Origin of the sequence: Sulfitobacter sp., assembly GCF_036961165.1 — a bacterium.
GTDB lineage: Bacteria > Pseudomonadota > Alphaproteobacteria > Rhodobacterales > Rhodobacteraceae > Sulfitobacter.
In genome coordinates this window covers 70167-93079 of the sequence record NZ_JBALVJ010000002.1, presented here as the reverse complement: position 1 = coordinate 93079, position 22913 = coordinate 70167, and the positions used below count along the sequence as shown (strand labels likewise).

General features: G+C 55.5%; 25 protein-coding genes. 15 read left to right on the top strand and 10 right to left on the bottom strand.

Features of this window, described 5'->3' with window-relative positions:
- Positions 1–18 precede the first annotated feature (18 nt).
- A complete protein-coding gene (locus V7730_RS01685) occupies positions 19–966 on the top strand; it encodes a DMT family transporter (protein WP_335745844.1) in 948 nt (315 codons plus the stop codon).
- Here V7730_RS01685 and V7730_RS01680 read toward each other — a convergent pair.
- A complete protein-coding gene (locus V7730_RS01680) occupies positions 963–1388 on the bottom strand; it encodes a Fur family transcriptional regulator (RefSeq protein WP_335745843.1) in 426 nt (141 codons plus the stop codon). The two genes, V7730_RS01685 and V7730_RS01680, sit on opposite strands and share 4 nt — an antisense overlap.
- Positions 1389–1510: 122 nt before the next feature.
- Here V7730_RS01680 and V7730_RS01675 point away from each other — a divergent pair, with 122 nt between their 5' ends.
- From V7730_RS01675 to V7730_RS01660, 4 genes are read left to right on the top strand one after another with little or no spacing between them, the layout of a single operon-like run.
- Positions 1511–2404 carry a metal ABC transporter substrate-binding protein gene (locus V7730_RS01675; RefSeq protein ID WP_335745842.1) on the top strand — a complete coding sequence of 298 codons (894 nt, stop codon included), beginning with the start codon at positions 1511–1513 and terminating at the stop codon, positions 2402–2404.
- On the top strand, positions 2401–3249 hold the full coding sequence (locus V7730_RS01670; protein ID WP_335745841.1) for a manganese/iron ABC transporter ATP-binding protein: 849 nt from the start codon (positions 2401–2403) through the stop codon (positions 3247–3249). The genes V7730_RS01675 and V7730_RS01670 overlap by 4 nt, the downstream gene beginning before the upstream one ends.
- Positions 3249–4100: a metal ABC transporter permease gene (locus V7730_RS01665; protein ID WP_443070174.1), complete on the top strand. Its 852-nt coding sequence runs from the start codon at positions 3249–3251 to the stop codon at positions 4098–4100. Before V7730_RS01670 ends, V7730_RS01665 begins: the two co-directional genes overlap by 1 nt.
- Positions 4097–4933, top strand: coding sequence for a metal ABC transporter permease (locus V7730_RS01660; RefSeq protein ID WP_335745839.1), 837 nt, complete (start codon positions 4097–4099; stop codon positions 4931–4933). Before V7730_RS01665 ends, V7730_RS01660 begins: the two co-directional genes overlap by 4 nt.
- Before the next feature lie 24 nt (positions 4934–4957).
- On the opposite strand, the gene V7730_RS01655 is transcribed toward V7730_RS01660, so the two are convergent.
- From V7730_RS01655 to pncA, 3 genes are read right to left on the bottom strand one after another with little or no spacing between them, the layout of a single operon-like run.
- Positions 4958–5872 carry an aminotransferase class IV gene (locus V7730_RS01655; protein ID WP_335745838.1) on the bottom strand — a complete coding sequence of 305 codons (915 nt, stop codon included), beginning with the start codon at positions 5870–5872 and terminating at the stop codon, positions 4958–4960.
- Complete coding sequence (gene pncB, locus V7730_RS01650) at positions 5869–7161, bottom strand: nicotinate phosphoribosyltransferase (protein WP_335745837.1); 1293 nt, start codon at positions 7159–7161, stop codon at positions 5869–5871. Before pncB ends, V7730_RS01655 begins: the two co-directional genes overlap by 4 nt.
- Before the next feature lie 59 nt (positions 7162–7220).
- A complete protein-coding gene (gene pncA, locus V7730_RS01645) occupies positions 7221–7814 on the bottom strand; it encodes a bifunctional nicotinamidase/pyrazinamidase (RefSeq protein ID WP_335745836.1) in 594 nt (197 codons plus the stop codon).
- A 96-nt stretch (positions 7815–7910) separates the two neighbouring features.
- On the opposite strand from pncA, the gene trhO reads away from it, so the two are divergent.
- Positions 7911–8801: an oxygen-dependent tRNA uridine(34) hydroxylase TrhO gene (gene trhO, locus V7730_RS01640; RefSeq protein WP_335745835.1), complete on the top strand. Its 891-nt coding sequence runs from the start codon at positions 7911–7913 to the stop codon at positions 8799–8801.
- Between the two features lies 1 nt (position 8802).
- Here the strand turns inward: trhO and V7730_RS01635 are convergent, their stop codons facing one another.
- Positions 8803–10020 carry an MFS transporter gene (locus V7730_RS01635; protein WP_335745834.1) on the bottom strand — a complete coding sequence of 406 codons (1218 nt, stop codon included), beginning with the start codon at positions 10018–10020 and terminating at the stop codon, positions 8803–8805.
- A gap of 129 nt (positions 10021–10149) precedes the next feature.
- On the opposite strand from V7730_RS01635, the gene V7730_RS01630 reads away from it, so the two are divergent.
- From V7730_RS01630 to V7730_RS01610, 5 genes are all read left to right on the top strand, one after another.
- Positions 10150–10995, top strand: coding sequence for a flagellar motor protein MotB (locus V7730_RS01630; protein ID WP_335745833.1), 846 nt, complete (start codon positions 10150–10152; stop codon positions 10993–10995).
- 102 nt (positions 10996–11097) lie between these two features.
- Complete coding sequence (locus V7730_RS01625) at positions 11098–12399, top strand: flagellar hook protein FlgE (protein ID WP_335745832.1); 1302 nt, start codon at positions 11098–11100, stop codon at positions 12397–12399.
- Positions 12400–12457: 58 nt separating this feature from the next.
- Complete coding sequence (flgK, locus tag V7730_RS01620; protein WP_335745831.1) at positions 12458–13900, top strand: flagellar hook-associated protein FlgK; 1443 nt, start codon at positions 12458–12460, stop codon at positions 13898–13900.
- Positions 13901–13902: 2 nt separating this feature from the next.
- Positions 13903–14907 carry a flagellin gene (locus V7730_RS01615; RefSeq protein ID WP_335745830.1) on the top strand — a complete coding sequence of 335 codons (1005 nt, stop codon included), beginning with the start codon at positions 13903–13905 and terminating at the stop codon, positions 14905–14907.
- Positions 14904–16016, top strand: a complete 1113-nt coding sequence (locus V7730_RS01610) for a flagellar basal body P-ring protein FlgI (RefSeq protein ID WP_335745829.1) — start codon at positions 14904–14906, stop codon at positions 16014–16016. The genes V7730_RS01615 and V7730_RS01610 overlap by 4 nt, the downstream gene beginning before the upstream one ends.
- A 7-nt stretch (positions 16017–16023) precedes the next feature.
- On the opposite strand, the gene V7730_RS01605 is transcribed toward V7730_RS01610, so the two are convergent.
- The 5 genes from V7730_RS01605 to fliF all read right to left on the bottom strand — a co-directional run bounded on the left by V7730_RS01605 (position 16024) and on the right by fliF (position 20066).
- Positions 16024–16698, bottom strand: a complete 675-nt coding sequence (locus V7730_RS01605; RefSeq protein ID WP_335745828.1) for a hypothetical protein — start codon at positions 16696–16698, stop codon at positions 16024–16026.
- 123 nt (positions 16699–16821) lie between these two features.
- Positions 16822–17556: a flagellar type III secretion system pore protein FliP gene (gene fliP, locus V7730_RS01600; RefSeq protein ID WP_335745827.1), complete on the bottom strand. Its 735-nt coding sequence runs from the start codon at positions 17554–17556 to the stop codon at positions 16822–16824.
- A complete protein-coding gene (locus V7730_RS01595) occupies positions 17556–17840 on the bottom strand; it encodes a FliM/FliN family flagellar motor C-terminal domain-containing protein (protein WP_335745826.1) in 285 nt (94 codons plus the stop codon). The genes fliP and V7730_RS01595 overlap by 1 nt, the downstream gene beginning before the upstream one ends.
- Positions 17833–18438, bottom strand: a complete 606-nt coding sequence (locus V7730_RS01590; protein ID WP_335745825.1) for a hypothetical protein — start codon at positions 18436–18438, stop codon at positions 17833–17835. The genes V7730_RS01595 and V7730_RS01590 overlap by 8 nt, the downstream gene beginning before the upstream one ends.
- The gene (gene fliF, locus V7730_RS01585; protein WP_335745824.1) at positions 18435–20066 is read right to left on the bottom strand and encodes a flagellar basal-body MS-ring/collar protein FliF; all 1632 of its coding nucleotides are present in this window, start codon (positions 20064–20066) and stop codon (positions 18435–18437) included. Before fliF ends, V7730_RS01590 begins: the two co-directional genes overlap by 4 nt.
- A gap of 122 nt (positions 20067–20188) precedes the next feature.
- Here fliF and V7730_RS01580 point away from each other — a divergent pair, with 122 nt between their 5' ends.
- The 4 genes from V7730_RS01580 (at position 20189) to motA (ending at position 22700) form a co-directional block, all read left to right on the top strand.
- Positions 20189–20677, top strand: coding sequence for a flagellar basal body-associated FliL family protein (locus V7730_RS01580; RefSeq protein WP_335745823.1), 489 nt, complete (start codon positions 20189–20191; stop codon positions 20675–20677).
- 11 nt (positions 20678–20688) lie between these two features.
- The gene (locus V7730_RS01575; protein WP_335745988.1) at positions 20689–21102 is read left to right on the top strand and encodes a hypothetical protein; all 414 of its coding nucleotides are present in this window, start codon (positions 20689–20691) and stop codon (positions 21100–21102) included.
- Positions 21099–21764 (top strand): MotE family protein, encoded by a 666-nt coding sequence (locus tag V7730_RS01570; protein WP_335745822.1) that lies wholly within the window; start codon positions 21099–21101, stop codon positions 21762–21764. The genes V7730_RS01575 and V7730_RS01570 overlap by 4 nt, the downstream gene beginning before the upstream one ends.
- Before the next feature lie 66 nt (positions 21765–21830).
- On the top strand, positions 21831–22700 hold the full coding sequence (motA, locus tag V7730_RS01565) for a flagellar motor stator protein MotA (protein WP_335745821.1): 870 nt from the start codon (positions 21831–21833) through the stop codon (positions 22698–22700).
- The last annotated feature ends 213 nt before the right edge of the window (positions 22701–22913 follow it).

The following is a 22913-nucleotide window of genomic DNA, read 5'->3' as shown; positions in this document are numbered from 1 at the left end:
TCATGAGAGATGAGCGCTTTGAGCGTTTCCTTTCTGGTCATTGTCCCGTTCCCGACACATCATCGCCCGATGAAGACCGATCTCACCCTCACAGCCATCCTTTTACTGCTCTGCGCACTTACCCTTTTTGACGGGATGGGCCTGATCATTAAGTACTTGTCGCCTCGCTACAGCGCGGCAGAACTTTCCGCGTGGCGCAATGTATTCGGACTGATTCCCTCGTTGATCGTATTGGTCAGTTCGCGGGATTGGCACGCCCGCGGCCGCATCTTGAAAATTCGGCAATGGAAAATGGCATTGGCGCGCGGCGCGATTCTAACGTTTGCGCAGTTCTCGTTCTATCTGTCGTTGGGCATACTTACCTTTGCGACGGCATCAACGATCACCTACGCGAATTCGCTGTTTGCTGTGGCCCTTGCTGCGGTCATTCTGGGGGAGAATGTGGGCAAGATCAGGTGGAGCGCTGTACTGATCGGTTTTGCCGGTGTGATCTGGATTGTCCGGCCCGGCGCTGACACCTTCTCTCCTGCGGCCTTACTGCCGTTAGGGGCTGCAATGGGGTACGCTTTGGTCGGGGTGACTGCGCGCATGATGGACACTCAGGTGCCGACACCGCTGATCAACCTCTATTCAAGCCTGACAGCTTTGGCGGGGGCAATCCTATTGACGCTATTCACGGGCGGCTTCACCCCGATCCAGCAGGCGAGTGATATGGGTTTGATCGTTGCCATGGGCGGGTTTGGCGGCTCTGCTGTTTTGCTGCTGATTATGGCTTACCGCATGACTGAGCAAAGCAATCTTGCACCCTTTCAATACTTCGGCATTCCGCTGGCGTTTGTGCTGGGCTGGATATTCTTCGACGAAGCGCCTTGGAACGAGCTTTACCCCGGCGCTTTGCTGGTTCTGGCGAGCGGCTTGCTGATTGTCTGGCGCGAACGGCAGCTCAAGAAGCGTCGGCAAGGCTAGCGCGTCTTGCGGCAATAAAGCTCAAGCCGATGATGCACGACTTCGTAGCCAAGGTCGCGCGCGATCTCGTCCTGAAGCTGTTCGATCTTATCTGACTGGAACTCGATCACCTCGCCCGTGTCCACATCCAGAATATGGTCATGATGCTCTTCATGGGTCGTCTCGAACCGCGCGCCACCGCCTTGAAAGGCATGGCGATGCACAACACCGCCTTCCTCCAGCACAGAAAGGGTCCGGTAAACTGTGGCAAGCGACACCGAAGGCTCAATCAGTTTTGCACGCTCATGCAGCTCAACCGCGTCCGGGTGATCATCGGCATCTGCCAGCACGCCAAGCAGCGCGATGCGCTGGCGGGTGACACGAATGCCTGCCTTACGCAGAGCAGCTGTCATTTTTTCGGTCGTGTCGCTCTCGCCACTCATAATTTGCGCCCTACATTCTCATAGACAGATTATCTTTGAGAATCGTTATCATTCTTATTTACAGTTGTGAATAGTTCTCATAACCATTCACAAAAGCGATATCATAGGATGAATAGACGTCTATGTTTGCCAAATCACTCAAAACACTCGCAATAGTGAGCGCTCTTGCGTTGCCCAGCTCTGCCGCCTTGGCGCAAGAAAAATTCAAAGCTGTCACAACCTTTACTGTCATCGCCGATATGGCGCGGAATGTGGCGGGCGATGTGGCCGTGGTGGAGAGCATCACCAAGCCCGGCGCTGAGATACACGGCTACTCTCCGACGCCGCGTGACATTATCCGCGCACAGGGCGCAGACCTGATCTTATGGAACGGCCTGAACCTTGAGCTTTGGTTCGAGCAGTTCTTGTCGAACTTGCGCGATGTACCCTCTGCCACCGTGAGCGAGGGGATCGATCCAATCAGCGTTTCGTCAGGGACGTATGACGGAAAACCCAATCCGCATGCATGGATGGGCTTAGACAATGCGCTGATCTATGTGGACAACATTCGTGACGCTTTCATGCTGCACGACCCAGCCAATGCCGAAGCCTATGCAGCCAATGCCGAAAGCTACAAGGCGCGTATCACCGAAACGATTGCACCGCTGCGTGATGCAGTGCTGGCCCTGCCGGACAACCAGCGCTGGCTGGCGACCTGTGAAGGTGCCTTCAGCTACTTGATCCGCGATTTCGGGATGAAGGAAATCTACCTTTGGCCGATGAATGCTGACCAGCAAGGCACGCCACAACAGGTGCGCCGCGTCATCGATACAGTACGCGAACATGACATCCCCGCAGTATTCTGCGAATCCACGGTCAGTCAGGCGCCAGCCCAGCAGGTCGCGCGGGAAACCGGCGCAAAATATGGCGGCATGCTTTATGTTGACAGCTTGACCGAAGAAGACGGACTGGTGCCCAGCTATCTGGATTTGCTGCGCGTCACCTCCGAGACGATTGTGAAAGGTCTGACAGAATGAGCACCGGTATCTCTGCCCACGATGTGACCGTGACTTATCGCAACGGGCATACCGCCCTGCGCAACGCCACTTTCGAGATTCCCAGAGGGACCATCACAGCTCTGGTAGGTGTGAACGGAGCAGGGAAATCGACCCTGTTCAAGGCAATCATGGGCTTTGTTCCTGCGGCCAAGGGCGAAATCACCGTACTCGGGATGCCCGTCAAAGAAGCGCTGAAGAAAAACATCGTGGCTTACGTGCCCCAATCGGAAGAGGTCGACTGGTCCTTTCCGGTGCTGGTTGAGGATGTGGTGATGATGGGCCGCTATGGCCACATGGGGTTTTTCCGCCATCCCAAGGCCGCAGATCATGACGCCGTGACGGACGCCTTGAAGCGGGTCAACATGACCGAGTACCGGCATCGCCAGATTGGCGAATTGTCCGGCGGCCAGCGCAAGCGGGTCTTTCTGGCGCGCGCGCTGGCGCAAGAGGGTCAGGTGATACTGCTGGACGAGCCATTTACCGGTGTTGATGTGCAGACCGAAGACCAGATCATCGACCTTCTGCGCGAGATGCGGGATGAAGGTCGGGTTATGTTGGTCTCTACTCACAACCTTGGCTCCGTGCCCGAATTCTGTGACCGCACCGTTCTGGTGAAAGAGACCGTGCTTGCTTATGGTACCACGGAAAAGACCTTTACCCACGATAACCTAGAACTCGCCTTTGGCGGCGTACTGCGCCACTTTGTGCTGGGCGGATCTGACCTCCACGATGATGACGATGCGCGCTCGATCCGTGTGATCACGGATGATGAACGCCCCTTCATCGTTTACAGCGAAGAGCCCCCCAAGGAGGACGCGGAGTGATGGAGACGCTGCTCCTGCCGTTTAGCTACGGCTATATGTTCAACGCCATGTGGGTAAGCGCGTTGGTCGGCGGTGTTTGCGCCTTCCTCTCGGCTTATCTGATGCTCAAAGGCTGGTCGCTGATCGGCGATGCGCTGAGCCATTCGATCGTGCCCGGCGTAGCGGGTGCCTATATGCTGGGTCTTCCGTTTGCGTTGGGGGCTTTTGCAGCTGGCGGACTTGCGGCTGGGGCGATGCTGTTTCTCAATCAGCGTTCGGGGCTCAAAGAGGACACGATCATCGGGCTGATCTTCACCTCCTTCTTCGGGTTGGGGCTGTTCATGGTTTCGCTCTCGCCCACTTCCGTTTCCGTACAGACAATCACGATGGGCAATATCCTTGCCATCACGCCTTCGGACACGCTGCAGCTGGCCTTGATCGGCTTTGTCACGCTGGCGGTGTTGCTGGCGAAGTGGAAGGACTTCATGGTCACCTTCTTTGACGAGAATCACGCACGCTCCATCGGGCTAAAACCCGACCTGCTGAAGGTCGTTTTCTTTACGCTGCTCTCGGCCTCTTGCGTGGCAGCCTTGCAGACCGTGGGTGCGTTTCTGGTGATTGCGATGGTCGTGACTCCGGGGGCTACAGCCTATCTGCTGACAGACCGCTTCCCGCGCCTGTTGATCGTGAGCGTCCTGATCGGAGCGGGCACATCGTTCCTTGGTGCCTATCTCAGCTTTTTCGTCGATGGCGCCACGGGCGGTATTATTGTGACCCTCCAAACGCTGATCTTCCTTGTGGCTTTCGTCTTCGCGCCTAAACACGGCTATCTGGCCGCACGACGTAAAGCGGCGGAGGCGCTACGCGCATGATCGAGACACTTTTACAGCCGTTCCAGTTTGCCTTCATGCAGAACGCCTTTGTGATCATGATGATGATCGCTGTGCCGACCAGTTTGTTGTCGTGCTATCTGGTGCTCAAGGGGTGGTCTTTGATGGGTGATGCCATCAGCCACGCGGTACTTCCAGGAATAGTGGCCGCCTATATGCTTGGTATTCCACTGATCATTGGTGCGTTTTGCGCGGGTATGTTTTGTGCGCTGGCAACCGGCTTTCTATCCGAAAACAGCAGGGTAAAGCAGGACACCGTGATGGGGGTCGTCTTCTCCGGCATGTTCGGGTTCGGGATCGTGATGTACACCAAAGTCACGACTGACGTGCATCTGAATCACATCCTGTTCGGGAACATGCTGGGGGTGAGCGCCGCTGATCTGTGGACCGCAGGGCTGATTGGGCTGTTTGTGGCGGTAGCGATTATCGCAAAGCGCCGCGATCTGATGCTGCACGCTTTTGATCCAGTGCAGGCTCAGGCAGTGGGCCTACGCGTGGGTTGGCTGCACTATGGATTGCTGGCGCTGATTTCGCTGACCATTGTCGCGACATTGTCAGCCGTAGGCATCATCCTGTCGATCGGCCTTCTCATCGCACCCGGTGCGATTGCGTTTTTGCTGACCCAGCAATTCTCGCGGATGCTACCGATTGCTGTGGCTGTAACGATGCTTTCGTCTGTGTTGGGCGTCTATGCGAGCTTCTACCTCGATAGCGCGCCTGCGCCAACGATCATCCTCATCCTGACGCTGGTCTTTATCATCGCGTTTATCCGGTCCAACATCCTGACCCGCCGCGCCTCTGCGCGCCAGATCTGAATGACGGCCGCCGCTTAGGAATGTTCAGAGCGGCATGCCAGTGTTTTCTGCAATAGCCTGTTTGTACAACTTCCGGATACGCTCGGTCACTGGCTGCGTGCCATTACCAATGTTCTTTCCATCGATTTCAGACACAAGCGTTTGTGCGCCGAATGTTCCCGTCAAGAACGCCTCATCCGCTCCGTATGCCTCATAAAGCGAATAGTTCTTTTCGAACACGGGGATGCCATCGGCGCGGCACAGGTCAATCACTTTCTGTCGCGTCACACCGTTCATGCAATAATCACCGGTCGAGGTCCAAACCTCACCTCGCCGCACGATGAAGAAGTTACAGGCGTTGGTGGTGTTCACAAACCCATGCGGGTCCAGCATCAGCGCCTCATCCGCGCCCGCCTGTTCGGCCTGCAAGCAGGCGATCACACAGTTAAGCTTGGAATGGCTGTTGTACTTGGCGTCCTGTGACATCGGCAAGCCGCGTACCTGTGGCACTGTCGCAAGGCGGATGCCGCGCGTGCTGAGCGTCTCTACCGGTTTGGAGTGCTCCATGATGATCACGAGGGTGGGACCGGAGCGCGACAGCGATGGATGCTGGAACGGTTTGACCTTCACACCGCGTGTCAGCATCAGGCGGCAATGCACATCCGTGGTCATGCCGTTGGCCTCTGCCGTCATTCGCAGCGCCTCGGCTATGCCTGCCTTATCCATACCCACATCCAACGAGACCGCTTTGCAGGAGTTGAAAAACCGGTCCATGTGTTCGTCAAAAAATGCCCAAACCCCATTATAGAGCCGCATCCCTTCCCACATGCCATCGCCCAGCAAAAAGCCGCTATCGTAAACCGAGACTGTCGCCTCCGCGCGCGGCTTCAACTCTCCATTCACGTAAATCAGAATGTCCTGATTGCGTGCGTCTTCGTCCGCCTCATGGGTTGTGGTCATACCACCACCTTTTGCGCATCTTGCTTACCGACACCGAACACCCGCTTGTAGCGCTCAATCTGGTCTGCCGGACCCATCGCTTTGTTGGGGTTGTCGGAAAGCTTTACGGTTGGTTTGCCATTGGCGCTGACCGCCTTGCAAACAAGGCTAAACGGAGCGAGCGCATCGTCTGGAACCAGCCCGCGGAAGTCATTTGTAAGCAATGTGCCCCAGCCAAATGAAATCGCTGTTTTACCCGCGAACTGTGCGTGCAGTTCCTTAATCTTGGCAACGTCCAAGCCGTCGCTGAAAATGACCCGCTTGCTGCGCGGGTCCTCGCCACGGGATTTCCACCAGTCAATTGCCTGCATTGCGGCAGTAGCGGGATCACCGCTGTCGATACGGATACCGGTCCAGCCCGCCAGCCAGTCCGGCGCATTATCCAGAAAACCCTGAGAGCCGTAGGTATCAGGCAGGATGATGCGCAGGTTGCCCTCATGCTCATCATGCCAATCCTCAAGCACTTTGTAAGGGGCCTGAAACAGCGCGTCGTCATCTTTGGCAAGGGCGGCGTAAACCATGGGCAGCTCGTGAGCATTGGTGCCGATGGCTTCCAATTCGCGCTTCATGGCAATTTTGCAATTGGAGGTGCCAGTGAACTTGCTGCCTAGTCCTTCATTCATGGCCTGCACACACCAGTCCTGCCAAAGAAAGCTGTGCCGCCGACGCGTACCGAAGTCCGCGATCGACAAGTCCGGCACATCGCGGAGCGCCTCGACCTTTTCCCAGACCCGCGTCATCGCACGAGCATAGAGAACTTGAAGCTCGAACTTTTCCATCCCGTTCAGGACCGCCCGCCCGCGCAATTCCATCAGCACCGCCAGCGCAGGGATTTCCCACAGCATGACTTCATGCCATTTACCTTCAAACGTCAGCTCGTATTGATCGCCTTTGCGTTCAAGATGATAAGGCGGCAGCCGCATGTTTTCGAACCACTCCATGAAATCAGAGCGGAACATCTGGCGTTTGCCGTAGAAAGTATTGCCACGCAGCCAAGTGGATTCGCCGCGGCTAAGGCTCAACGTCCGGATATGATCGAGCTGCTCGCGCAACTCACCCTCATCGATCAGCTCGGCAAGTGGAATGTGCGTTGAGCGGTTAATCAGACTGAACGTCACCTGAGTGTCCGGCTTATTCCGAAAAATAGACTGACACATCAGGAGCTTGTAAAAGTCTGTATCAATGAGCGACCGCACGATAGGGTCGATCTTCCATTTGTGGTTCCAGACGCGTGTGGCGATATCAACCATTGGTAAAGGCTCCATTAGGCCCGTGTTTTGTGGCGCATGCGATGTATAGGAGCAAGCCTTTAGTCGAGCGCCACACCCGCCCCGCGCATTGCGTTTTTCGCTTCAACCAGCGAACCGTTCAGATCAATCGCGCGACACAGTTCCGTCTGAACAGTGACCCTGAGGCCCACTTGTGCTGCATCTACCGCAGAGTAGCTGACGCAGAAATCCAACGCGAGGCCGACCAAAGTCACCTCCTTGATCCCGCGCGTGCGCAGGTAGCCTTCCAGACCTGTGGGCGTTTTGTGGTCATTCTCAAAGAACGCCGAATAGCTATCGATGGCAGGAATATAGCCTTTGCGGATCACCAGATCAGCATGATCTGTCTTCAGCAGCGGATGAAACGCCGCGCCGTCGGTGCCCTGAATACAGTGATCAGGCCAAAGCACCTGCGGCCCGTAAGGCATCTCCATCATATCATAGGGCGCTGCCCCCGTATGTGTGGAGGCAAAGGAGGAGTGCCCCGCCGGATGCCAGTCCTGCGTCAGCACAACGGCATCAAACTGGCCCATCAGCTCATTGATCCCCGCGACGATCTCGTTTCCGCCGGTTATAGCAAGCGCGCCACCCGGGCAAAAATCATTCTGTACGTCGATGACTAGAAGAGCATGCATTGTGGGTCCTCGCGGCTGTGGCAAATTGCATCTGCTGACGGCTTTACCCTACACACCTCTTGCGCAACAGCCCCTGTGCGGCCTATTTGGCGTCCCATGTATACCATTGTCGCCCTTTATCACTTCGCCCGTTTTGACGCACCAGAGGCGCTCAAGCCGTCCCTGCTCGAGCTATGCCTTGAGGAGAATATCACCGGCACGCTGCTGTTGGCGCGCGAAGGGGTGAACGGCACCATCGCCGGGCCGTCGCAAACGGCGGTTGATCGGGTCCTTGCCCATCTGCGCGCCCTGCCCGGTTGCGCGGAGTTGGAGCATAATATCTCGCACGCGGATGTGCCGCCCTTCGGCAAGATGAAGGTACGCATCAAGCGCGAAATTGTGACAATGGGTCAGCCCGATGTGGACCCGTTGGCAGGCACCGGACATTACGTAGCGCCGCAGGATTGGAATGATCTAATCACCCGCGACGATGTGGCTGTGATTGATACGCGCAACGACTACGAAGTCGCTATTGGCACGTTCAAAGGCGCTGTTGATCCGGAAACTACCAGCTTTGGCGAGTTTCCCACATGGTGGGAGGCCAACAAGCATCGTTTTCATAACAAGAAGATCGCGATGTTCTGCACCGGTGGCATCCGCTGTGAGAAGTCAACCAACTTCCTGCTAGGTCAGGGAGTTGAGGATGTCTATCACCTCAAAGGCGGCATTCTGAAATACCTTGAGGAAGTGCCGCAAGCCCAAAGCACTTGGGATGGGTCGTGTTTCGTTTTCGATAATCGCGTGAGCGTAGAGCACGGGCTAAAACCCGGCACGCATCTGCTGTGTCACGGCTGCCGCCGCCCCATCCTGCCTGAAGACACAGAACGGGACGGATATGAAGCAGGCGTGAGCTGCCACAACTGCGTGAATGAAACGACGGAAGACGACAAGATGCGCTTTCGCGAGCGGCAAAAGCAGATGGCATTGACGAAGCGGCGCAAGTGGTAGGTTAGGCCGCCACTGCCCTTGGCGCACGTGGCCTGCTGCGCGAAAGCAGCCACAGCATGATTGCAATGTTCGCGCCGTTCCAGACGATCCCGTTGATGAACGCCAGATGATAAGATCCGCTCAGATCATAAATCAGCCCAGACAGCCAGCCGCCCAGCGCCATGCCAAGGATGGTTGCCATCATCACGAACCCCACACGGGCACCCGCCTCTTTCGCAGGCATGTATTCCCTAACGATCAGCGCGTAACTGGGCACGATGCCCCCTTGGCTCAGGCCAAACACAAGGCTCACCAGATAGAGCGAAACCATGCCGCCCGAGGGCAGGTACAGAAATAGCGCAAGGCATTGCAGGCACGAACCGATAAGCAAAGTACGCACGCCGCCCAAGCGATCTGCCAACAGCCCCGAAACGATCCGCGACGCGACCCCGCCCAACAACATCAACGCCAGCATTTGCGCGCCCACGGCCGGACCAAATCCAAGCCCGACGCAAAGCGCCACGATATGTACTTGAGGCATCGACATGGCGACACAGCAGCCGATACCGGCAAATCCCAACAGGTACTGTAACGTACGCGGCGACAGACCAGACGAGCGCGCGTTCAATGTAGAAGCATGCTGGGCCGCAGCGTGCGCTTCTTCGGGAATACGCCGACGCAGTGTGAATGCCAGTGGGATCACGAGGGCAAGCGTCGCCACTGCCATTACCAGATAAACCGACCGCCAACCGCTTTCCTGCAGCACGCCTGCCAGCAGGATCGGCCAAATAGCGCCCGAAAGATAATTACCCGAAGCAGCGATCGCCACGGCGATACCTCGACGGCGCACAAACCAATGCGATACGTCGGCGATCAACGGCCCAAACCCTACCGCTGAGGCAAAACCAACAATCAGTTGCGCCAACGAAAGCATAACCAGCGACCCAGACAGAGTAGCCAGTCCGTATCCCAACGCGGTAACAGCCGCCGCCACAATCAACGACAGCGTGACGCCGAAGCGATCCACAGCACGCCCGATCACATAATTACCAGTCGCAAAACCGATCATCGTAAGCGTATAGGGCAGCGAGGCCATGGCACGGCTTCCGCCGAACTCCGCCTCTACCGCAGGCATGATCACGATGATGGCCCACATGCCCGCATTGATCACCGTGCCCACGCAAAGCGTTAGCGCAAGGCGGGTCCACGAATAGCGACTATCAGTGATCAGATTATCCATGTGGCGATGTGGCCGCGCGGGATCGGAAATTGCAAGCTTTACCTTCTGCTAACCATCCCTATGCGCCTTAGGAGTTTGCTAACGGCTCCGGCGGTATCCCTGTCCTTGGGTGAATTAAAGGTGGTTTATATGAGTGCGAAGGCAAACCTCGCGCCAGTCATCATTAAACGCAAAAAGATCATCAGGGGCGGCGGGCACCACGGCGGTGCATGGAAAGTCGCTTATGCGGATTTCGTAACCGCGATGATGGCGTTTTTTATGTTGATGTGGCTGCTGAACGCGACAACGGAACAACAACGCAAAGGGTTGGCGGATTACTTTTCACCGACGATCCCCATTGTGCGCGTATCGGGGGGCGGCAGCGGTTCTTTTGGCGGGGAAAGCATATTTTCCGAAATGACCATGCCGAAGAACGGGACAGGTGCTTCGGCCAGTCGTCCCGCGGCCGAAGACAAGGCGCGTGGCGCTTCCGGCAATGATCCAGACGCCCGTGAAATAGCGGCGCAGGACGAGGTTTTCGAAAGCCTAGATGAGATGTTGCAAGGTCACGGCGGCGAATCTGTGGTCATGGAAAACGTGCTTGAGCATATCGTTACCCGCATCACTGATGAGGGCCTCGTGATCGAGATATTCTCTCGGGATGATCTGCAGATCTTTGAAAACGGGACCGCAGTTCCAACTGCTTTGATGCATGATCTGGCGCTTCTCATTGCTCAGGTGAGCAAGACAGTCACGAATGATATCGCCATCGGCAGCCATGTGCGTGCGCAACCGCTGGTCCTGAAAGAAAGCTCTGTCTGGGAGCTTTCTCAGCAGCGGGCAACGCAGATGCGGTTACTGCTGGAAGGTCAGAACATTGAATCCGCGCGCATCCAGCGGGTGACCGGACATGCAGACCGGGAGCCGGTGGTGCGTGACCCGATGGCGCTGCGAAATGATCGAATCAAGATTGTGCTGCTGCGCGACGCATCCTGACCCAAAGAAATAGAACGCATTTTATCTGTTAGCCCGGCATTAAAGCATGTCGGGCTATTGCTTGCTCCAGAACGGAAAACGGCAGAGCAGAAAGGCGTGTCTATGACAATTTCATCTTCCTTGAACGCAGGTGTAGCGGGGCTTCAGGCCAACGCAACGCGGCTGGCAAGCATTTCAGACAACATCGCGAACTCGTCGACGTTCGGGTACAAGCGGGTTCAGACTGACTTCGAATCTATGGTGATATCAAACAACGGCGGCAAATATGCAGCAGGTGGCGTACGGGCCAGTACCAATCGTCAGATCGATCTCAGAGGATCGCTGGTGCCGACATCTAACGCAACCGATCTTGCCGTCCGCGGACGGGGGATGCTGCCGGTAGCAAAGGTCACTGATTTGAATGCGGGCAATGGCGCTACGAACATGCTGCTCACCAGCACTGGTTCTTTCACAACAGATGCCGAAGGGTATCTGACGACGTCTTCCGGCCTTGTCCTGCTAGGCTGGCCCGCACAGCCTGATGGCTCCATTCCACCTTTCTCACGCGATACTGACGAAGGACTGGAACCGATCCAGATCAACGTCAACCAGCTCACCGGTGAGCCGACCACCCGTATGACGCTGGGCGTCAACCTGCCTGCAACGGCAACGATGGCTGGCAGCGTGGTAGAGCCGCAACATCTCGCCGTGGAGTATTATGGCAACCTCGGTACATCTGAGAGCGTGAATGTGACCTTCACGCCGACCGTCCCTGCGACAGGTGCGTCAAATGAATGGACGATGACGTTGACAGACTCCGTCAATCCAGGCGTTACTATCGGCGAATATGCTCTGACATTTGAAGATAACCGCACCGCTGGCGGCACTTTGGCTTCTGTGACTACTGTCTCTGGCGGAGCCTATGACACAGCATCAGGAAAGCTGATCGTTAATGTTGATGGCGGCCCCATCGAGATTGATATCGGTGTGATCGGGCAAAGCGATGCGCTGACCCAACTGTCAGACACGTTCGCGCCAGTCTCTATCACCAAAGACGGCTCTCCCGTTGGAAATATGACAAGCGTAAATGTGGACGGTAACGGCTATGTCCATGCGACGTTCGATACCGGCGTAACGCGCACAATCTATCAAGTACCCCTAGTGGATCTCCCAAATCCCAATGGCATGATCGCGCTCGATTCGCAAACCTATCAACCCTCAGTCGACAGTGGATCGTTCTTTCTGTGGGATGCCAGTAACGGGCCAACAGGCGATATCGTGGCTTTTGCCCGGGAAGAATCTACCACAGATGTTGCGAACGAGCTCACCTCGATGATCCAGACCCAGCGGGCCTATTCATCCAATGCGAAGGTCATCCAGACCGTGGATGAAATGTTGCAGGAAACTACCAATATCAAACGCTGAGTTGACTGCGCGAGGGAGGGGCTCAGTGCGCCTCCCCACCTGATCCAAGGGGAACACCATGTCTATAAACGGAGCCATGAACGCAGCCATGTCGGGCCTGCGCGCCGCCGCGCGAGGGACCGAGCTTGTCTCGAACAACATCTCGAACGCACTAACACAAAGTTATGGCCGCCGGGAGCTAGCGCTGTCTTCTATGAACTACAGTGCGAATGGCGGCGTGAGGATCGACGGGACCACGCGCCACGTCAACGAAGGTGTTCTGGCCGACCGTCGGTTCGCAGACGCTGCACACCAGAACGTGCAGACAGCCGTAAGTTTCTTTAGGACACTAGAAGACGTGACCGGAATTGCGGGAGACCCTGAGGGTCTGAGTGGGCGCCTTGCATCCTTTGAGGAAAGCCTGATCACAGCGGCGAGCAGACCGGACGCTTCGGAGCGTTTGACCGATACAGTCGTGGATGCCCAACGTCTGATCGACGGATTGGCACGCGCGTCAAGTGACGTACAAGCCATTCGCACCCGTGCAGATGGGCAAATTGCCCAAGAGGTCGTCACGCTCAACACCGCACTTCAACAGATCGAACAGCTGAATAAACAAATCATCACAACGCAGGCGCGCGGCGGAAGCACGTCGGGATTAGCGGACCAGCGGCAGGCAGTTTTGGACACAATCGGTGCGATTGTTCCCATCAACGTAGTCCCCCGCGATAACAGCACTATTGCGATCTATACAGAAGGTGGTGCTGTTTTGTTGGACATCAGCGCGGCGAACATCGGCTTTGAACGACAGAACACCGTTACCGCATATCAAACCCTTGATGGTGGTACTTTGTCTGGACTGACGCTCAACGGTCAGGATTTGCGCATGAGCGCGCTGGCGGGAGGCAGTTTAGGCGGTCAATTTGCTGTGCGGGATACTTATGGCGTTCAGGCCCAAACTCAGCTGGACGCACTTGCCCGCGATCTGGTTGAGCGATTTGCCGACCCGGCAGTTGATGCAACGCGTGGAGCTGGTGATCCCGGACTGTTTACAGACGCGGGTGCCTCTTTTGACCCTCTGGACGAAGTAGGTTTAAGCACGCGGCTTGCACTTAACGCAGCGGTTGATCCCACCGCAGGTGGTGAAGTCTGGCGCCTTCGTGACGGGTTAGGCGCAACAACCCCGGGCCCAGCTGGAGACTCTACCTTGCTCAATGCAATGCGCGATACGTTGGATACAATGCGCATACCAGCTTCAGGTGATTTTGGTACTGGCAGTCAAAGCATGTCAGACCTGTTCTCTTCATTCTCAGGCATGCTGTCATCGACCCGCGCCGGGGCTGAAAGAGATTTGACGTTTAATGCTGCGCGCTTGACTGAATGGACAGACCTTCAGCTGTCTCAAGGTGTTGATACCGATCAGGAACTTCAAAATTTGCTTGTTCTTGAACAGGCCTATGCAGCCAACGCCCGCGTTATTCAGGCTGCAGACGCCATGCTCGAAACATTGACGAGGTTATAAAAATGAACATCGGATCACGGGGCGATACGGCCCATTCTTACGCAATGCAATCTCGGAATGCGGCCCTCAAACAAGACATGCAGCGCCTCACGCTTGAGATTTCCACTGGACAGGTGGCAGACATTCGCACCGCTTTGGCTGGTAATGTCGCCTATCTGAACGATCTGGATCGGAGTCTCACCAAGCTAGATGGATACAAGCTGGCTGGGCTGGAAGCGCAGCAGTTTGCCGACGGTGTTCAGACCGCATTGGGAAGGATTAGTGATCTGAACGCCTCCTTCCGTGATAGCTTGCTTACTGCAACCAATTCCGCCTTAGGGGACGGGACAACCGGCCTACAGTCTACGGCAAGGGATAAGCTGGATCAGACTATCAGCGCATTGAATACCCAAGTATCCGGTCGGACCCTGTTCGCCGGTACTGCGACAAACGTACAGCCGATTGCTTCGGTCGACGATTTGCTGACAGGGCTACGTGCTGCAGTGACTGGCGCGGTCACTGTCGATGATATCTTTATCGCCGCGCAGGCGTGGTTTGATGATCCTGCCGGCTTTGGCACAACTGGCTACCTTGGCTCTGACACAGCACTCGCACCAGTCGCACTCTCAGACTCTGACTCGGTCGGATTTAAGCTTCGTGGAGATGATACCGTATTGCGTGACACCCTCCGCAATCTCGCATTAATGGCAATGGCTGACGACCCCGCTCTGAGCCTAAACAACACGCAAAAGAGCGAGCTACTACAAAAGACGATGACAAATGTCTTCGCCAACGTTGACGACGTCATTCAGCTACGGGCCACCGTCGGTACGTCCGAAGCCCACATAGAGACAGCCACCGTGCGCCAGAGCAGCGAACGCAGCGCGCTTGAAATGGCACGCAACAATCTGCTGTCCGTAGATCCCTTTGAAGCCGCCACAGAACTGGAGCAAGTCCAATTTCAATTGCAAAGCCTTTACGCCATCACCGCACGCTCATCCCAGCTTTCGTTGGTGAACTACCTATGAGAGGCCTGACGCGTATTTTCTTTTGTTTGGCTCTGTTATTGAGCCTTTTGGGCCCAGCGAATGCCACTCCCGTCAGAATAAAGGATTTGGTCGAATTTGACGGCGTGCGCGGCAATGATCTAGTAGGCTACGGGCTTGTTGTCGGGCTTGACGGTTCAGGCGACGGGCTGCGCAACGCGCCTTTCACCGAAGACATTATGACCAATATCCTGGAACGCCTTGGCGTAAACGTGACAGGTGAGCAATTTCGTCCGAAAAACGTGGCTGCTGTTCTGGTCACGGCAACGTTGCCTCCGTTTGCGCGGGCAGGCGGCCAGATTGACGTGACCGTCTCAGCCATCGGCGATGCGAAAAGCCTTTTGGGTGGGACGCTCATCATGACGCCTATGAACGCGGCAGACGGCGAAATCTATGCTGTGGCTCAAGGGGCGATCATTGCCGGTGGAGCCACTGCAGAGGGAGATGGCGGGCAGGTAACGCAAGGCGTACCCACGTCCGGCACGATCCCTTCTGGTGCGCGGGTAGAGCGAGAAATCGAATTCCAGCTAAGCTCGCTTAGCGATCTACGCCTTGCTCTACGCGAAGCAGACTTTACTACCGCCGGGAGAATCGAACAAGCGATCAACCGCGACTTCGGGCGCGGCGTTGCGTTAATGTTGGACAGTGGCACTGTACTTCTCGACGTACCTGCAACCCGCATGAGATCAGTTGCCCATGCCCTTGGCCGGATCGAAAACATTGAGGTCGAGCCTGAGCGCAAAGCGCGCGTGGTCGTCGATCAACGTTCAGGAACTATCGTCATGGGCGAGGACGTGCGCATTTCGCGAGTGGCCGTAAGTCAGGGAAATCTGACCTTGCGGATACAAGAAGAGCCGCTGGTTTCTCAACCCAACCCCTTTGCTGACGGTGAAACTGTGGTTGTGCCACGAACCCGCGCCGCGATCGAAGAGGAACCGGGCATTGGGCTCGCGGAGATCCCAGCTGGCGCTTCGTTATCGGAGTTGATTGCAGGCTTGAATGCTCTCGGAGTGTCGCCACGCGATATGATCGATATACTTAAAAGCATCAAGGCCGCAGGTGCGCTTCATGCCGAGTTTATTGTTAGATAACAATTTCTTAGAAAAGCTTGATCTCTTTGTGAAGTAGGGAGGTCAAGCCCGGCCACACTCCGCATTGTGTAAGCAACAATGCACACAACCCCGCCTGTGTCATCTGGGCGGCAACGAGAGCTTGCGCAACCATAACACCATCGCGAACGTCGAATAATACAGTGGCCGCCAAAAACAGAAGTGCAGTTAACCCTAACAGCATATCATAAAACGCACCCCTTTCGACCGCGTGCATCAGCAGACCGGTTGCGCCGAATAACACCGGCGCGGACTGGCCAACCACCAGCCATACCAATATCTCACTGTAAAGACCTTTTGGGGTACCCAAAATTACTGCAAGGTTGGGTGCACCAACCATCACGAACAGCGCCATGGCGCCACAAACCATAAGATAGCTCAAATTCACGCGTGCGGCTGCGGACTGAAATCCACTTTGCTCTTGTGCTTGGGCAAGTTTTGAAAGCTGGCGCGCCACCCTTGATCCCAACAGGAAAAGTGTCAGCGGAATACACAACGATGCAACGCGCGCCGACACATAGATCCATACAACAATTGGCTCTAGAAACCACGGCACGATCAACAGATCGACGTACCGGGCCACAAATCGAAACAACCCACCCCATTCACCAAGACGCATCCGCGCCATTCTTCGCCACGACAGCCTTATTCGCTGGCCCATCATTCCACTCCATTCACAATGCCACCCCTGACATCAGGGACAAGCAATAGGAGTGAGAGATGGCCAGAACCTTAATTCTGGCAGCCCGAATATCTGTAGTTTATTATCTGTTAGAGCCAAATTACGCTAAAAGTAGCTGCGCACCAAACTGCCTGCAATTAGCGCCCAGCCGTCTGCCACCACAAAGAAGGCCAATTTGAACGGCAAGGACACAACCGCAGGCGGAACCATCATCATGCCCATGGACATCAGGATCGCTGCGACCACTAAATCGATGATCAGGAAGGGGAGATAAATCAGGAACCCGATCTGAAACGCTCGCGAAATTTCGGATAACATAAAGCTGGGTACCAAAACCGAAAGTGGAGCATCCGGCGTTGGCTGCGCGTTGATAGTGTCCGGTCTCAGCTCTGCCATCGCAAAGAAAGTCTCGGGGTTCAACCGTGCTGCCATGAAGCTGCGAAAAGGTTCTAACGTGAGAGAAACCGCCTGCTCCACTCCGATCTCTTCACGGGTAAGAGGGCCGATGCCGTTCGTCCACGCCGCGTTGAAAACCGGTTCCATAATGAAATAGGTCAAAAAGAGCGCGAGGCTAACAATCAGCATATTCGGGGGAGATTGCTGTAGCCCGATCGCCTGTCTCAGGATCGACAAAACTGTGACCAAAAACGGGAAACACGTGACCATTATGGCCAACCCCGGTGCTAGGCTAAGCACGGTAACCAGGACGAATAGTTGAATTGTGCGAGCTGAGATTGAACCGTCATCCCCAAGGGCTATCGACAGGTCCTGCGCCCCAGCCATCTGCGGCAAGAACAGCAGCGCAATGATCCCGATCCAGACTGGGAAAGATCGCACCATCAAAGCCCCTGCTGCATATCAACAACTTCGGTTAGCCGCACAATGAGTTGCCCGGCTGCATCACCCTCGGCCTCTTCCAAATTGCCACGCGCAATGAGTTTGTCACCCACGTACAGTTCCACCGGATCATCGACGCGCCGGTCCAATGTCAGCACTGCGTTTTCACCAAGCATCACCAAGTCCCTCAGCAGCGGACGTGCTTTCCCGACACAAACGGTGATTTCTATCGGCACAGAAGTGAACGGGTTGGAGGTATCAGTGGCAAGTGTTGTCTGGTCAGGCATCAAGGCACTCCGGTTGTGTATGGAAGTTAAAGGCGTTCATTGCTGTCGTGATCTCCAGACACACCGCGTCCAAGTTGATCTCATGCTCCTGCGTTTCGAGCGCGACGAACAATTGATGGCTGCTGAAGGTTGGATCCGCGCTCAAAGAGACTGGGAGATTCAATTCAACGTCTTCGAGGAGGCCTTCAATCATCGGCAGGCTGCTCTCAGAGACCCTTAGCGTGATCTGCGCCTCGGTCTGTTTTCCGGCCATTTGGACCAGTTGCTCTATCACATGAGCGCGCAAAGCGGCGCTGGTGGTTCTGGGAAGCAGGGCGGATAGCATATGCTCGAACAGAGGTTTCAGTCCACGGTTCAGCCTAGCCAGCGCTTCCTGATAGGTGAACGAGAGATCGTGCAGGTTGTGCACAAATTCCTCCCCAATATTCTTCTGCTCAGTTGTATGATTTTTGTCAGCGTCACTCCAACCAGCCTGATATCCTTCTTCGAAGGCCTTGAGATTTTCATCCTCGATATGCTCAAGAGAAACAGGCTCTGCAGGCTCTCCGTCCGGGCCATATGTGCTGAAATTAGCGTAGCGGTGCGCGATAGAGGTCATACTTTTTCCTCCTTATCCTCGAGCCATCCGCGCAATATTTCAACCGTCTCTTCCTGACGCTCCCCAATCATGTTCCGAAGACGTTTAACGGGATCTTCTGGCGGCAAGCGATCAAGACCGGCATTCTGCACGAGTGTCACCCCGCCAAAACTGCCCTGGTTCTGGACGTTACCCATGTCTTCAGCGTCCATGACGGCAGGAAGGCCACCAAGCTCAGCCGTAGGACCATTCAGCGCCGGAGCGTTTTCAGGCTCCTGCGGCGCACCCAGCGCTGGAACGGCTACGGATTGCTTGGTCATAACCGGCCGGATCACAAAGAGCCCCAGAATCAGCGTCACTGCCGCGAGCACCAGCATCTGGATCGCCGAAAGCAGATCGAGATCGAACTGATCCATCAGCGATACACTATTTGCCGTGCCCGAAGGCGCAACACTTTGCAGCGCCATAGACTTCAGCGTAATGATATCACCCCTCTCTGCATCAAAGCCGACTGCAGAGGAGACGAGCTCGCGCAAAGCTTCCATTTCAGCTGGATCGCGAGGTTGCGAGACAGGCTCGCCCACATCATTTAGCGCCGTGATTTCATTCACCAGTACAGCAACCGAAAGCCTTTTGACCGCACCCGGAGCGCGGATGATTTCACGCTCGGTCTCGGATACCTCATAGTTAATACGCTCTCGGGTTTCGCTATTTTTCGAGGACGACTTGTCACTTCCCGCACCACCTTCTTGGTCTGGCAAATTGCTTGCAACGGTAACATCACCGCCACCTGATCCTTCGGCGGTATTTGTACGCTCCTCAGTATCACTGCTTATGGCCACCCTGCCCTCAGGATCAAAACTACGCTCGCGGATCGCCTGGCTTTCCGTGACGGTATCGACGCTAACTTCGACGACTGCGTTACCGAACCCCACTCGTGCTTCAAGCAACCGCTGAACCCGGTCACGCAGCACCTGAGCCTTGTCATCGCCTCCGACGGAAGGTGCTGATTCTTCTGTCGCCCCGATCAGAGATCCATTGGCATCAATCACCGCCACATCCTCGGGGGCGAGCCCCGCCACGGCCGAGGCAACCAAAAACCGGACGGCCTTTGCCTGCGCCGGAGAGATGGCGCCACCATTTGGGGTCAGGGAAACAGATGCTTTGGGCGTGACGCCACGCTGGAATGGATTTGAACCCGTGCTCGCGATGTGCACGCGCGCCATTGTTATGGCAGGATTTGCAACAATCGTCCGTGCCAGTTCACCCTCTTTTGCGCGCCAGTACGCAGCGTCAAACATCTGGCTTGTAGTGCCGAACCCGGTCAACTGATCAAGCAGCTCATACCCGCGGTTCCCGTTTGCGGGGAGACCTTCGCTGGCCAGTGTCAGGCGCAGTTCATCACGCGCTTTACTGTCCACAAATATTGATCCACCGCGCACTTCAAACACAACACCGCGCTGCTCCAAAGAGCGGACAACGTCCCCTGCTGCACTGCTTTCCAGGCCTGCATACAATAGGGTCATACTAGGGGCCGTGGTCATCCTTGCCATCGCAAGAATTGCAAAGAACATCGCTCCAGTCGCCGCAATTACAATAAGTTGCCGCTTGATCCCAAGCTTCATCCAGACATTCAGGTACTGCTGCACAATCGCCTCCGTCGCACCGAACGTTCTGTCCGGCTTCTCCAACAGAAATGACCGATTGGGCTTAACAACCCGTTAGTGCAATCGCGGCTATACCGTTTTGAATAGCAGAGGATGGAGAGACCATGTCAGAAGATGAAGCCACGCCAGAAGGTGCCCCGCCCAAATCAAAAACGCCCTTATTCATTGGGATTGTGTTGGCGTTAGTCGGCTGTGGTGGGGGGTTTTACGCAACCTTTTCCGGCATGATTCTTGGCGGAGGCAGTGAAAACCACGCCAAATCCGAGAACGAGGAAATCAAAAATCCTTTTGCCGACATCGCCTTTGTAGAAATTGAACCGATGGTCATATCAGTGGACGCTCAACCGGAGCGGCGAATCCTCCGCTTCCGTGCCCAGTTGGAAGTGCCACAAAGCTATCAGGCTGATGTAACCAAGCTCCTGCCGCGCGTTGTGGATGTGCTAAACAGCTATCTCCGCGCATTAGAAGTCGCCGATCTGGAAGATCAAACGGCACTGACCCGACTGCGCGCACAGATGCTGCGCCGCGTCCAGGTAGTCACGGGTCAGGGCCGCGTCAATGACTTCCTGATTATGGAATTTGTACTGACTTAAAGGAGCATATGATGGAACTTATCGCGGATATTCTGCTGGCAGCAGGGGCTATTGGAGCAGGCGTGTACTGTTTCGTTCTGGGTCGTCGACTCAACCGGTTCAATGACCTCGAAAAAGGGGTTGGTGGGGCTGTAGCTATTCTGTCGGCGCAGGTAGATGACCTGAATCGCACCCTCGTAGCGGCCCAACAAACAGCGGCAGCTTCGGCACAGTCCCTAACAGAGCTTACCAAACGCGCCGAGGATATGTCGCGTCGGCTGGAGCTGCAGATGGCCGCTCTCCATGACATTCCCACAGCCGCTTCGCAGAAGGCGGCACCGCAGGCGCCAGTCGCTCCCACAGCAACAACATCGCCTAACACGACAAACCCAAGCACTCCAATGTTTGCCCGGCGATCCCATCAAACAACAGGAGACACCGCATGATTTTTTCCGTATTCAAACGGATGCGCAGGCCTGTCGGTCGCGGCTCTGTGCTTGTCATCGCGTTACTGTTGATCAGCTCCGCCACGATTCGGGTGATCACAAGCGCGAGTAGCGTTTTCGCTCAGGACGGCCAACTGCCGACCACCCCTCTGTCACTAGCAGCGGCAGTGTCTTCCAAGACGACAGATGCCGCCGAGAAGGAGAATATGAGCCATGTTGAGACACATATGCCCATAGCGGCCACCGCCAACCGAGCTGAGCTGTCAGGCCTCATCGCAGCATTGTCCGAACGCGAAGTGCAGGTGTTAGAGCGAGAAAAGAAAATTGAGATGCGGATGCGTGCGTTATCGGTTGCAGATGCGGAAATCGAAAAACGCATTGAAGCGCTGACCCAGACCGAAGCAGCATTGCGGGCTACCTTGTCACTTGCGGACGAGGCGTCCGAAAAAGACATTCAGCGCCTTACGTCTGTCTACGAAAACATGAAACCCAAAGATGCTGCGATATTGTTCGAACAGATGGAGCCTAGCTTTGCCGCAGGTTTTCTAGGCCGTATGCGCCCCGATGTCGCGGCCGACATCATGTCGGGGCTTTCTCCACAAGTAGCCTATTCGATCAGTGTAATTCTGGCTGGCCGCAACGCCAACGTCCCAAAAAAATGAGCACACGCTGACAGTTCCTTAACCACCATATGCAACACTCTCACCAACAGGCAATCGGGGGCTGACATGATTGGCATTATCGGCATTATCACCATCTTCGTCACGGTTTTTGGCGGCTATCTACTTGCCGGCGGCAAGATGGGTATCATCCTGAAATCTCTCCCGTTCGAGATGATTATGATCTGCGGGGCCGCGCTAGGGGCTTTCCTGATCAGTAATGACGGTCCGGCGATCAAACACACGATGAAAGACATGGGCAAAGTGTTCAAAGGGCCCAAATGGAAACACGACGACTACCGCGATCTTCTGTGTTTGCTGTTCGAATTGATACGCCTTGCAAGGCAAAACCCCGTAGCTGTGGAAGAGCATATCGAGGGACCGGATGAGTCATCCATTTTCAGCAAATACCCGCGAATTCTCAAAGACAAGGAAGCGATAGCGCTGATTTGCGACACCATGCGCTCTGCCTCCATGAATTATGACGATCCGCATCAGGTTGAAGAAGTGCTTGATAAGAGGATGGAAGCGAACCTTGATCACGCTATGCATTCAAGCCATGCGCTTCAGGTGGTGGCAGACGGCCTACCCGCCCTTGGCATTGTTGCGGCGGTTCTGGGTGTTATCAAAACAATGGCATCAATTGACCAGCCGCCCGAAGTCCTAGGAAAGCTGATCGGTGGCGCGTTGGTTGGGACGTTCCTTGGGGTGTTTCTTGCTTACGGACTAGTTGGTCCTTTCGCCTCTAAGGTGAGCGATGTCACGAAGGATGAATCATATTTCTATCAGCTTATTCGCGAAGTCCTGATCGCAAACCTGCATAATCATGCGACCAACATATGCATTGAGGTCGGTCGTCAAAATACACCATCGCACTGTAGACCCAGCTATGGTGACCTTGAAGAAGCGCTTAAAGCGCTCAAGCAGAATGCAGCATGAAAATCCTTTTGTTGATAGCAGCGCTGTTGTATTGTTCTGTGACTAAAGTGCAAGCGCAGCAACTGGCGGTACGTTCGGGCGATCACCCGACATTCAGTCGTATTACCCTGCCCCTTTCCGCTTCCCAACGTTGGGAAGCGCGCCAGACGGGACAGGGTATTGAGCTCAGCCTGCCGGGTCACTCCGGTGGATTCGATGTCTCTGCTGTTTTTC

Coding starts and splice junctions, on each gene's coding strand:
- V7730_RS01625 (WP_335745832.1), top strand. CDS start 11,098: ATGACAATTTCATCTTCCTTGAACGCAGGTGTAGCGGGGCTTCAGGCC.
- V7730_RS01665 (WP_443070174.1), top strand. CDS start 3,249: ATGGAGACGCTGCTCCTGCCGTTTAGCTACGGCTATATGTTCAACGCC.
- V7730_RS01580 (WP_335745823.1), top strand. CDS start 20,189: ATGTCAGAAGATGAAGCCACGCCAGAAGGTGCCCCGCCCAAATCAAAA.
- trhO (WP_335745835.1), top strand. CDS start 7,911: ATGTATACCATTGTCGCCCTTTATCACTTCGCCCGTTTTGACGCACCA.
- V7730_RS01590 (WP_335745825.1), bottom strand. CDS start 18,438: ATGACCTCTATCGCGCACCGCTACGCTAATTTCAGCACATATGGCCCG.
- motA (WP_335745821.1), top strand. CDS start 21,831: ATGATTGGCATTATCGGCATTATCACCATCTTCGTCACGGTTTTTGGC.
- V7730_RS01630 (WP_335745833.1), top strand. CDS start 10,150: ATGAGTGCGAAGGCAAACCTCGCGCCAGTCATCATTAAACGCAAAAAG.
- V7730_RS01680 (WP_335745843.1), bottom strand. CDS start 1,388: ATGAGTGGCGAGAGCGACACGACCGAAAAAATGACAGCTGCTCTGCGT.
- V7730_RS01610 (WP_335745829.1), top strand. CDS start 14,904: ATGAGAGGCCTGACGCGTATTTTCTTTTGTTTGGCTCTGTTATTGAGC.
- V7730_RS01675 (WP_335745842.1), top strand. CDS start 1,511: ATGTTTGCCAAATCACTCAAAACACTCGCAATAGTGAGCGCTCTTGCG.
- V7730_RS01660 (WP_335745839.1), top strand. CDS start 4,097: ATGATCGAGACACTTTTACAGCCGTTCCAGTTTGCCTTCATGCAGAAC.
- V7730_RS01595 (WP_335745826.1), bottom strand. CDS start 17,840: ATGCCTGACCAGACAACACTTGCCACTGATACCTCCAACCCGTTCACT.
- V7730_RS01575 (WP_335745988.1), top strand. CDS start 20,689: ATGGAACTTATCGCGGATATTCTGCTGGCAGCAGGGGCTATTGGAGCA.
- V7730_RS01605 (WP_335745828.1), bottom strand. CDS start 16,698: ATGATGGGCCAGCGAATAAGGCTGTCGTGGCGAAGAATGGCGCGGATG.
- pncB (WP_335745837.1), bottom strand. CDS start 7,161: ATGGTTGATATCGCCACACGCGTCTGGAACCACAAATGGAAGATCGAC.
- V7730_RS01615 (WP_335745830.1), top strand. CDS start 13,903: ATGAACATCGGATCACGGGGCGATACGGCCCATTCTTACGCAATGCAA.
- pncA (WP_335745836.1), bottom strand. CDS start 7,814: ATGCATGCTCTTCTAGTCATCGACGTACAGAATGATTTTTGCCCGGGT.
- flgK (WP_335745831.1), top strand. CDS start 12,458: ATGTCTATAAACGGAGCCATGAACGCAGCCATGTCGGGCCTGCGCGCC.
- V7730_RS01570 (WP_335745822.1), top strand. CDS start 21,099: ATGATTTTTTCCGTATTCAAACGGATGCGCAGGCCTGTCGGTCGCGGC.
- fliP (WP_335745827.1), bottom strand. CDS start 17,556: ATGGTGCGATCTTTCCCAGTCTGGATCGGGATCATTGCGCTGCTGTTC.
- V7730_RS01655 (WP_335745838.1), bottom strand. CDS start 5,872: ATGACCACAACCCATGAGGCGGACGAAGACGCACGCAATCAGGACATT.
- V7730_RS01670 (WP_335745841.1), top strand. CDS start 2,401: ATGAGCACCGGTATCTCTGCCCACGATGTGACCGTGACTTATCGCAAC.
- V7730_RS01635 (WP_335745834.1), bottom strand. CDS start 10,020: ATGGATAATCTGATCACTGATAGTCGCTATTCGTGGACCCGCCTTGCG.